The organism is Flavobacterium luteum (genome assembly GCF_008806775.1).
In the GTDB taxonomy this organism is placed as follows: Bacteria; Bacteroidota; Bacteroidia; order Flavobacteriales; family Flavobacteriaceae; genus Flavobacterium; species Flavobacterium luteum.
Window position 1 is genome coordinate 210,786 of record NZ_WAEM01000005.1, and the last position, 11,352, is coordinate 222,137.

The 11,352-nt window shown below is 39.4% G+C and carries 1 protein-coding gene; it reads left to right on the plus strand.

Annotated features, from left to right (window positions below; genetic code table 11):
* The first annotated feature begins 624 nt into the window (after positions 1-624).
* Complete coding sequence (locus F6464_RS10905) at positions 625-11,298, plus strand: InlB B-repeat-containing protein (RefSeq protein WP_151107842.1); 10,674 nt, start codon at positions 625-627, stop codon at positions 11,296-11,298.
* Positions 11,299-11,352 lie beyond the last annotated feature (54 nt).

Genomic DNA, 11,352 nt, shown 5'->3' on the forward strand with positions numbered 1-11,352 from the left:
ACTCGAAGTGACGGTTTGATGAACCACTGGGAAACTTCTAACTTCTAACTTCTAACTTCTCGCTTCTCGCTTCTCGATACATTTTTGTTCCGTTGCACTGCACAAAAACACTCGAAGTGACGGTGGTGTGATAATTGACAAATGGTAATTCAAATCGCTATTCTCCACCTTTTCCTACATTCTTAAATTACCAACTGTCGACCAAAAACGCAAAATCTCGACCAACGGCAAATTTACAAAAGCACCACAAAAATTTAACATTCGTTTCATCTCAACTCTCTTGAAACTGTGTAACTTTGAATGGTAATTTTGGGGAAATTACATCATTTACAAGCCAAAAGTAGGCGTATAGCATATTGTTTTTTTTACAACAAGTGGTTTTTTTAGCCAAAACAAAAGCAACAAAACACATTAAATGCTATACTATTTTTAACGAATAAGCCTATTTATTAACAATTTTTGCATTTTTTACAAAAAACCTTTGCAGAAGTCATTATTTTATTTACGTTTGTAGTCCCCCCAAGTTTTTTGCTCGATTATAAGAAGAAGTATGCACATACTTCTCACTATATATTTATTTTTTTACATTAAAACAAAAACGTTTTTTAATTAAACCCTTTTTTTATGAACAACTTTACGCAAGCTTTTTATACCACAAAAAGCAAATTAACAAGTCTAGTTTTATTGGTGTTTTTTGCCTTGATGCTAGTTCCAGAGTTGGCAACTGCTCAACCGTGGACTTATGATTTTGGTTCAGGTACAGGTACAGCTAATAATGCTAATTCTGGTACTGGATTGACCACCTTCTTTAGCACTACAGTTTCACCAGCAACAGCAACGCCTTCGGGAGGTGGAACGTATAGAGTTCGTGTAGGTGCTGCTGGAGGTTCAATTGTAGCTGCTAATCCTGGAACAACACTTGGTACAAATACAGAGTTGCAGTTGAATGCTGCGACTTCAGCTGCTACAAATAAGTTAGGGATTTATGACTGGACCACGCCAAGTACTGTTGCTTATCTTAAAACTAAGATTCGTACAACTGGAAGTGCTACAGGTGTACTAAATATATCAATGGGTAATAGTACAATGGCTAATGATAGTCAAAGTTATACAGCTCATTATGCTAATTCATTAGTAAGTTTAACGTTAACCTACACCGCAGGTGCCCTTACTGTTGTCAGACGAAATGGAGGTTCTAATACTTCTGTTACGGGAAGTGGTTTAGCAAAAGATACTAATCAAATTGTTGAAATATACGCAAATAATGGTGCAGGTACTGCAAATTATACAATATCAGGTACAGGTTATACTTTGGCTACGAAAACCTGGGATTTGTGGGTTGATGGAACAAGAGTTGTTACTAATGCTGCAACTGCTGGAGGTGGATCTGTTACAAATTTGACTGCAGTAGGTTTTTTTGCTGAAACTAGCTCCACAAACAATGCGTTTATGTATATTGATGATATTGAATATTCAAATGCATTGCCTTCTGTTACTAACTACACCGTTACTTTTGACGGTAATACGTCAACAGGAGGTTCTACAGCCACACAAACTATCGCTCAAGGTGCTTCTGCAAACTTGACTGCTAATGGGTATACTAAAACAGGAAACGTTTTTGCAGGTTGGGCAACCACCGCAGGAGGAGCAGTAGCTTATGCTGACGGTGCCAGTTATACCATGGGTAGTGCTAATGTTACCTTATTTGCTAAATGGACACCTACTTACACAGTTACCTTTGATGGCAATACATCAACAGGAGGGTCGACCGCTACTCAAACTATTGCACAAGCTGCTTCGGCTAACCTAACATCTAATGGGTATACTAAAACAGGTTATGCATTTGCAGGTTGGGCAACCACTGCGGGTGGTGCGGTAGCTTATGCTAACAATGCCAGTTACACTATGGGTAGTGCTAATGTTACTTTATTTGCCAAATGGACTGCCAATAACAATACGTTAAGTTTTAATGGTAATACCAATACAGGTGGTTCTACAGCCAGTCAAACAATTGCCTCTGATGCGTCAGCTACATTAACTACTAATGGGTTTACCAAAACGGGATATACTTTTGCGGGTTGGGCAACCACCGCAGGTGGTGCAGTAGCGTATGCTGACGGAGCTAGTTATACTATGGGAACCGCAAATGCAACCTTGTTTGCCAAGTGGACCGCTAACAATAATACGCTTTCTTTTAACGGAAATAGCGAGGATAGCGGTAGTACTGCCAGTCAAACTATTGCTACAGCGGCTTCGGCCACTTTAAATTCAAATGGGTTTGTAAAAGCTGGTTTTTCTTTTGGTGGTTGGTCAACTACATTAGGTGGTGCCTTAGCTTATGCTGATGGTGCCTCTTATACCATGGGAACTGCTGATGCTACATTATATGCGATTTGGACCTCGGCAACTACTCACGATATTACTTTTGATGCTAATACCGGCACAGGTACTATGGCGAATCAAACCATTGCTGAAGGAAATACAGCTGCATTAACTGCTAATGCCTTTACTAAAACAGGCTATACCTTTGCAGGTTGGGCAACCACTGCAGGTGGCGCAGTAGCTTATGCTAACAGTGCTAACTATACGATGGGATTAGTAGACGTTACGCTATATGCAAAATGGACTGCAAATAACAATACACTGTCGTTTAATGGTAATACCAATACAGGTGGTTCTACTACCAGTCAGACTATTGCCACTGATGCAACGGCTACATTAAACTCTAATGGGTTTACCAAAACTGGTTATACTTTTGCAGGTTGGGCAACCACCGCAGGTGGTGTAGTAGCGTTTGCTGATGGTGCCAGTTATACTATGGGAACTGCCAATGCTACTTTGTTTGCAAAATGGACAGCCAATAACAATACGATTACTTTTGATGGGAATACATCAACAGGTGGTTCTACTACTAGTCAAGTAATTGCTACGGCAGCTTCGGCAAATTTGAATGCTAATGGCTACACTAAAGCTGGATTTACTTTTGCAGGTTGGGCAACCACTGCGGGTGGAGTAGTAGCTTTTGCTGACGGTGCCAGTTATACAATGGGAACGGCTAACGTTACCTTGTTTGCTAAATGGACTGCGATAACTTATACGATAACTTTTGACGGAAATACTAATACTGGTGGTTCTACCGCTAGTCAAAGTATTGCCTCTGGTTCTTCGGCTAATTTAACAGCAAATGGTTTTACAAAAACAGGATTTGTTTTTGCAGGTTGGTCTACCACTGCTGGTGGTGCCGTAGCTTTTGCCAATCAAGCTAGCTACACTATGGGTACTGCCGATTTAACTTTGTATGCACAGTGGAATCAAGTTGTATTTTATGAAACTATGGGTTCAAGCTCTAATGTTATAGCTGCTACTTATACAGGTTATTCTACTTTTCCTTCAGGTACATTTACCTATGCAGGTACTAATTCTGGTGTTGTTGGTACTTCAACCTCTATACAAACAACTAATCCTTCATCAGGTACTTTACCTAATGGCTTTACAGCATCTGGTACAAGTAACGTTCAATTAGCTGTAAGCACAACTAGATATGTAGAGTTTGGAGGTATCGATACGGAGACTTTTAGTAATCTTTTACTAAGTTTTAATGTTTGGAGAAGTACGACTTCTGCTGCGGGATCAACAGGATTAGTGGTAGAGGTAAGTACTGATGGTATTACTTACAGTCCTGTAACATATACTGCTTTAGGTACAACTGCAAGTACCTATTATTTTAGAACTAGTGCATCAGTTATACCTTCAACAACCAACTTGAGAATTCGTTTTAGCAATACTACAGCTGCTGCTACTGAATATAGAATTGATGACGTATTATTGTCAGGAACAAGAATTCAAGAATCAGAAATTGTAGTGAGAGGAAATAATGTGATCATCCCTGGTGATGATACGAATACTGCTGCTACAGGTGATGATACTGACTTTGGTAGTGTGGTTGCTCCGGGAACTGCTTCTCAAGCTAAAACATTTACCATACAAAATAAAGGAGCTTTAGCGTTAAACTTAACAGGTACTCCTAGAGTTAGAGTTACAGGTGCTAACGCTGCTGACTTTACGGTGACTACACAGCCATCGACTCCAGTTGCAGCAGGTACTGTTAACACTACTGCTACTTCTACAACTATTACTCCTGCGACTACTACCTTTGTAGTTACTTTTGATCCTTCAGCTGCAAGTGTTCGTACTGCTCAAATCGAGATTGATAGTAATGATAGTAGTGAGCCTACGTATACCTATAATATTCAAGGTACAGGAATCAACAGTAATACATCAGACATTGTAGCTGATAGCGGTTTCACTCCTCCAACCAATATTGCTTATGGTAGCTACCAAGGTTCTCCGGCTACTGCGGCAAATAGTTTACCGGTATTCCAGTTTATTATTGAAGATGGTGGCGGTGTTGTTGATGATGCTGATAATGTGGGTACTCGTTTAACAGATATTGCATTTAATGTGACTTCAGGATTTGCTGCTATTAGCTCAGCTGCTTTAATGAGCGGTGGCGTAAAAGTGAATACTTCTGAACCTACTATAGCGTCTAATACGATTACATTTGCAGGTTTACCTAACACGGCAGCGTTTACTACTGCTGATTTTGGAACAAAAACACTTACGTTACAATTAACATTCGCATCAACAGTAACCGATAATACGTTGATTCGTATGGCAGTTTCTTCAGCTACAGCTGCTGCTACTGGTTCAGGTTTTGCTGCTGCCGATGCGGGTGGTGCTACTTCTTCAACTGTTGCTACAAACAATAAAATTGCTGTTGTTGCAGATCGTTTAGCGTTTGTAACGAATCCAGTGGCCTATCGTGCGATTAATGTGGCGATGCCAGCGATTACTGTTTCTGCAAACGATGGTAATGGTAACAGAGATTTAGATTTTACCACTTCTGTAACGGTTACATCTAGTGGTACATTAACAGGAACTACAGTAGCTGCTAGTGGCGTTACTAATGGTTTGGCTACATTTAATGCTACATCAATTGTTCACACAGCTTTAGGAACAGGATTAAAACTGACTGCTGCTGCTAGTGGTATTTCAGGAGGTCCTTATGAGTCGTCTGCTTTTGAAATTGGAGATTATGCATATGTTACTGGCGATTTTAGAACGAATTCAACTACCATCACATGGGGTGGTGGTTCTGCAACTGGAAATTTCCAAACGTTTAACGCTACAACCAATATTTGGTCAGGAACTGCGCAACCATCAGTAAGTATTGACAACACTGTGACTGTATGGGTACGAAACGGACATACTGTTACCATAGGTACGGCTATTAGTGGAGGTGCAACTTCTTCAAATCTTAAAGTGCTTTCTGGAGGTGCTGTTATATCAGCTAATACTTACAGGATAAATTCACTTTATATCTACAGTGGTGGTACTTTTACTTATACTGCTAATCCACTTACTATCAATAACAATTTTGATATTGAAGACAATGGAACTTTTAACTATCAATATCCTTCTAATCCAGCTGATGCTGTAGCAATGTGGAATGGAGTTGAAAATTTCCGTCCTTTATCAAATTTCGTAATTAAGAGTTGTGATGCTGCTGCTGGTATTTTACCTCCTGCTGCTTCACCCAATTCTACTATTGGATCTGCTGTGATTTCCAATAACACTGTTCTTGGAGTTACCGCTTATTTTGGTAACTTAATAATAGATACTGGTTCTGGTAATACTCCTACCCGTTTAAGTACTGGAGGGAATTTGTCTTCTGCGACAAATTATTTAACACACAATGATTTGATATTCAGAACAGGAGCTAGTATGCCAATAACAAATAATGCTTCTACTTTTATTATTGGACGTAATATATTATTTGACACTGCCTTTGCTTCTACAATAACTGGAACCACTTCTGCAGTGAGCCCAACCATCACAGTAAAAGGAAGTATACTAGGAACTTCAGGTTCTACTAATGGTTTCACGTTATTAAATAGTACTACTGCAGGTTCAGGATTTACTTTGAATGTAGATGGTGATATTATTTATAATGGTTCTGGTGCTGGTTCACTTTCTACTAACCTTAACGGTGGAACAAATACAGCGGGAAGTGCTGGTACAGTAACTGTGAACTTGAAAGGAGATTTGAAGTTTACAAGTACCAATACTTTAAGAGCAAGTTCGTCTACTATACCTCCAACAACTACTAACTTTAACTTTGTGAGCGGAGGTAATGGTTCTACAGCGGCAACTACTCAAACTATTGATATTGCTTCGACTGCTGCTACTGAAAACAATGGTATTAGCTTTAGAGCAACAGGTAGTTATGTGAAACTGATTAATCAGAATTTAGACTTAGGAACTAACGCTTCTTTTGCTCTTACGAATGCTACAGCTACGTTGGATTTTGGTTTCGATGGTATTTATGATTCTCCAACGAATTTATCAGCAGGAACCACGGGCTTAAATATTGTGAATGTTTCAGGAGCAACAGGTACAACCTTTAGTTTTGCCAATGGATCTACTTTAAAGATTACTTCTAATAAGGGTCTTCTTAGTACTACTGCATTTGGTAACGTTCAAACCAATACTAGAACCTATACCAATCAAACGGCTACTAATTTTCAATATATTGGTAGAGTAAATCAAGAAACGGGAGATGTTTTAGTATCGTCTTCGAATTCAAAAAATATTTTATGTGATTTGAATACAAGCGCTTTAACTTTAACCCTAACCAACTCTGCTGCAGTTTCTGCTTCTAGTGCAAATGGTTTGTATATTAAAAATGGTATTTTTATTGAAACCGATGCAGCAAACATGACTGGTGCGGGACCATTAAAAATTGATGCAACAGGTACTTACAGATCAGCTGTAGTTACTACTACAGATAACTTCCCTCGTATTACAGGTACACGTACTTTTGCCACAGGCTCTACTATAGAGTTGAATGCTGCTGTAGGTACAGAGCAAACCTTGCGAGGTGGACTGAATTATAAAAATGTAATTTTCTCTAATGGAGGAACTAAAAAATTATCATCTGCTACAGCCAATATTGATGGTACAGCGACTATTAAAGATGCCGCTATTGTAAATGCAGAAAATAATACTTTTGGTGATTATGACACGACTATCCTAGCGATGACAGATTCCAGCCGATTGATTTTAGCAAAAGCAGCTACAGTTCCAGATATGGGACGTTATAACCTGACAGGTGGTACAATAGAGTTTGCAGGAAATAGCCCTTCTCACAGAATGAGAGGTCCTATATATAGTTTGATCACAACATCTACTCCACCAAACCCTATAAATGTATCAACTCCTTATAACAATGTAGTGATTTCGGGTGCTAACGTAAATGGAGGTTCAGGGAATTATACCTTCAGAAGTGGAGCTAGTTTTACAGTAAATGCTGCAATAGTTTCTCCAGCAACACCAGAAGCTGTTTTCAGTGTTACCAATCAAGAAATTCAAGCCGAAACAACTGGAGTTACTGTAAACATTAACGGTAAATTTGTAACAGCAGATGCTGATGGTTTCTCAGGTTCTGCAAATGCTTCGGTTAATCCAACAGGAATTACTGTTGCTTTAGGAGCTGCTTCTACAATAGAATATAATGGTTCTCTTGCTCAGACATTATCATCAAGAAGTGATTATGCTAATTTAATTGTAAACAACTCTAGCGCAACTGGTGTAACTACGAATGGTAATGTTACTTTAAGTGGTACTTTGACTTTGACAGATGGTTTGGTTAATCCAGGTACAGCTTCAGATGTTGTTGCTGTAACCAATGCTACTACACCAATAAGTGGAGGTAGTGCTACTGAATATGTAAATGGTAAACTTAGAATTACATTTGCAGGTACTGATATCTCCAGAACGTTCCCAGTAGGAAAAGATGGTGTTTATCGTCCTGTTACTTTTACTTATCCTGGTCTTGTAACTTCAAGAACCGCAACTATAGAGCAGTTTGAAAGTGCTTATCCAGGTACTATTCCTGCTAACACTACGATTACTCGTTTTGGAAATAGATATTGGAATGTTACACAATCTTCTACGGGTGCAGCGTACAAAGTACAACTAGCAGGTAGTGGTGTAACGCCAACAGGTACCGTACAAATGCTAAGAAGAGATGGTGCAAGTGATACGTCAAATCCTACTACAACACCAAATTATACCAATACGACTGCTTTTGCAGCAACTAATGCCTCTAATGATGTGGCTTTAGGGGAAACGGCTATCCCGTTAACGATTACTGGTATTACCTCTGCAAATGACAAGCAATATGACGGTAACACTACAGCTACTGTAAATGGCACTGCTGCTTTAAGTGGCATCATTTCAGGAGATACGGTTTTTTTATTAGGAACACCTGCTTATAATTTTGATACTATAAATATTGGAACTGCTAAACCAGTTGCTTTAACAGGGTATACCCTTTCAGGTGCTCAGGCTGGTGCGTATGTGCTTCCTACACCAAACCAAAGACCAGGTCTTACTGCGGATATTACGCCTATTGTATTAACGCCAAGTTTCTCAGCCACTGCAATCACCAAAGTATATGATACGGATAAAATTGTTAAGCCAGCTTTAACTACGGCTAATTTTAATTTATCTGGAATTTTACCTCTTGAAGTGGTTACTGTAATCAATACGGGGAATGCTACTTATGACAACAGAAATGTTCCAGGAAGTCCAACCAAAACCGTAACGGCTTCAGGATTAACATTAGGAGGCGCTAATGCTAGTAATTATACTTTGAGTACTACAACAATTAGTGAGGCAGTAGGAACTATTACACCATTCGGTTTAACGATTTCTGGTGCTACCTCTTTAAGTAAAGAGTATGACACGACTACAGCTGCCACAATAACAGGCGGAGATTTAGGTGCACAAGTGTTAGGTACAGATGAGGTATTGTTAATTCAGAAAGGTACTTTCCCTACAAAAAATGCGGGAGGACCTTATGTAGTAACTGCTGCAATTGAACTTGCAGGTGCTCAGAAAGATAATTATTATATTATCACGCAACCTACAGTACCTAATGCCAGTATTTCTCAAAAAGAAGTAACAATCATCAATCTTGCTACAGCTGATAAAGTGTACGATAAAACGAACACGGCTATCTTGTCGGTGGTTCCTGCAACAGAATTGCAAGGTGAATATCCATCAGATACTGCTAATCTATCGTTTACGCCATCAGGCTATTATGCTAGTGCTAATGTAGGAAACTGGACCATTACTTCTACTACTGAACTTACAGGTTCTGAAAAAGACAACTACATCTTGACTCAACCGGAATTTACTCAGAAAAAAGACATTACTCCAGTAGGATTAACTGTAACAGGCATTACTGCTGACAATAAAGTGTATGACGGCAATACAGATGCAGTTATAAACACAGCTGGTGCTACACTAAGTGGGGTACTACCTGGTGAAACTGCGGGAGTAGTATTAAGTACAGCCGGTGCAACCGGTGCTTTTGACACCAAAGATTTTGGTACAGGCAAAACAGTAACCATTAGCGGCCTTAGTATTAGTGGTGCCAATGCAGGTAATTATAACATTAATGCAACAACGACTACCGCAAACATTGCTGTAAGACCTATTACTATTACAGCCACCAATCAAATTAAATGTGCTGGAGGTGCTTTTAGTGGTTCAGGCGACTTGAATGTAGGGTTTACTAAAAACTACAACGTAGCTGGTGATATCCTATCGGTAACCTTAACGGTAATAGGAAATGATGGTTCGTTAGCAGGTTCTTATCCGTTACGACCTAGTTTAGCAACACCGGGTAGCAGTAACTACGACATTACTTATGAAGATGGAACATTAACTGTAAATCAATCGCCAACAGCTACTATATCAGGTACTGTAGCCACTTGTTTTGGTTCGTCTCCACAAGTTACCTTTACCGGAGCAAATGGTTTAGGAACAACAGGATTGGGTGGTACGCTACAATATGAGTTTACGTATAAAGTAGGAGCATTAGGTACACCAACAACAATAACCACTGTAGCCGGTAGTGCTAGTACCTTTATAGTAGCTCCAACTACTGTAGTGGGTGCCGTAGATTATATTTTAATAAGTGTTCGTGATATTGTTTCGACTTGTTCTAATGCCAGTACTCCTGGAACAGCAACAGTAACAACCGGTATCTGTACGCAAATTAGAGCAGCACAATGTGGTCAATTTGTTCCAACAATTGATACCGTTATCCAAGCGAATCCAGTTCCTGGAGCGACACAATATCGTTTCGAGATTACCTTGACCACAGCACCTAATACGGTAACGCTATATACATGGCCAAACTCTTATTTTAATCCAACTACAGTATTACCTGGAGGTGGGTTAGCTTATGGTAAAGAGTACAGCATACGTGTAAAACCATTTATTGGTGCTACAGAGTATCCTTATGGTAGTGCGTGTATTGTAAAAGCACCACTTGTTGCACCAACACCTGCTTTAACTACAACTATTAGACCAACGCAGTGTGGTAAAACATTGCCTTTTATAGATACTGTTATACAGGCAAGTCCGGTGGCTACAGCTACTCGATATGAGTTTGAAGTTACTGATGCATCAGGTGTGCGACCAATAGTTTCTACTACAAATTATTATTTTTATCCAATAACAGGATTAGTAGGAGGAGTAGCATACGACACGGATTACAGTATACGAGTAAGAACCTTTACAGGAGTAGGAGGGGTAACACCACTAACTGCATGGGGAGCTGCTTGTATGGTAAGAACACCAGGTGTTCCGTTTTCTAAGTTAGTAACCAGTCAGTGTAATAAAACGCTAACGACACTAACACCAACACTTTTTGCAGGAACGGTTTTATTAGTTGATGGATATCGCTTTAGAATACGCTTACAATCCAATCCATTAATCAGTAGAGTAGTAGAAAGATTAACAGGAAACCTATCTTCATTAACAGCAGCACAATTACCTGGCGGTTATGCCCCTGGCACTACCTATTTAGTAGATGTTGCCGTTAGATACAATGGATTGTGGCAAGAATCTTATGGAGGAGATGTTTGTACAATTACTACTCCAATAGCAAGAATGAATGCCGCTCAAGTTGAGAATATCTTTAATGTAAAAGCATTCCCTAACCCGTTTGCTTCACACTTTAGTTTAGACATCGAGAGTTCAAGCGACGCTCTTGTAGAAATGAAAGTGTACGATATGATAGGACGACAGTTGGAAGCTAAACAAGCGACCGTGTCAGAATTGAGTACAAGAGAGATTGGACGCAATTATCCATCAGGTGTATACAATGTTGTTGTATCACAAGGGGATAAAGTTAAATCGATACGAATGGTTAAAAGATAAGATTTAAAGTCTTTATAAAAGAAACCGTCCCAGTTATTGGGGCGGTTTTTTGCT

Excerpts from the sequence above, each read along its gene's own strand:
- F6464_RS10905 (WP_151107842.1), top strand. The coding sequence starts at position 625 with ATGAACAACTTTACGCAAGCTTTTTATACCACAAAAAGCAAATTAACA.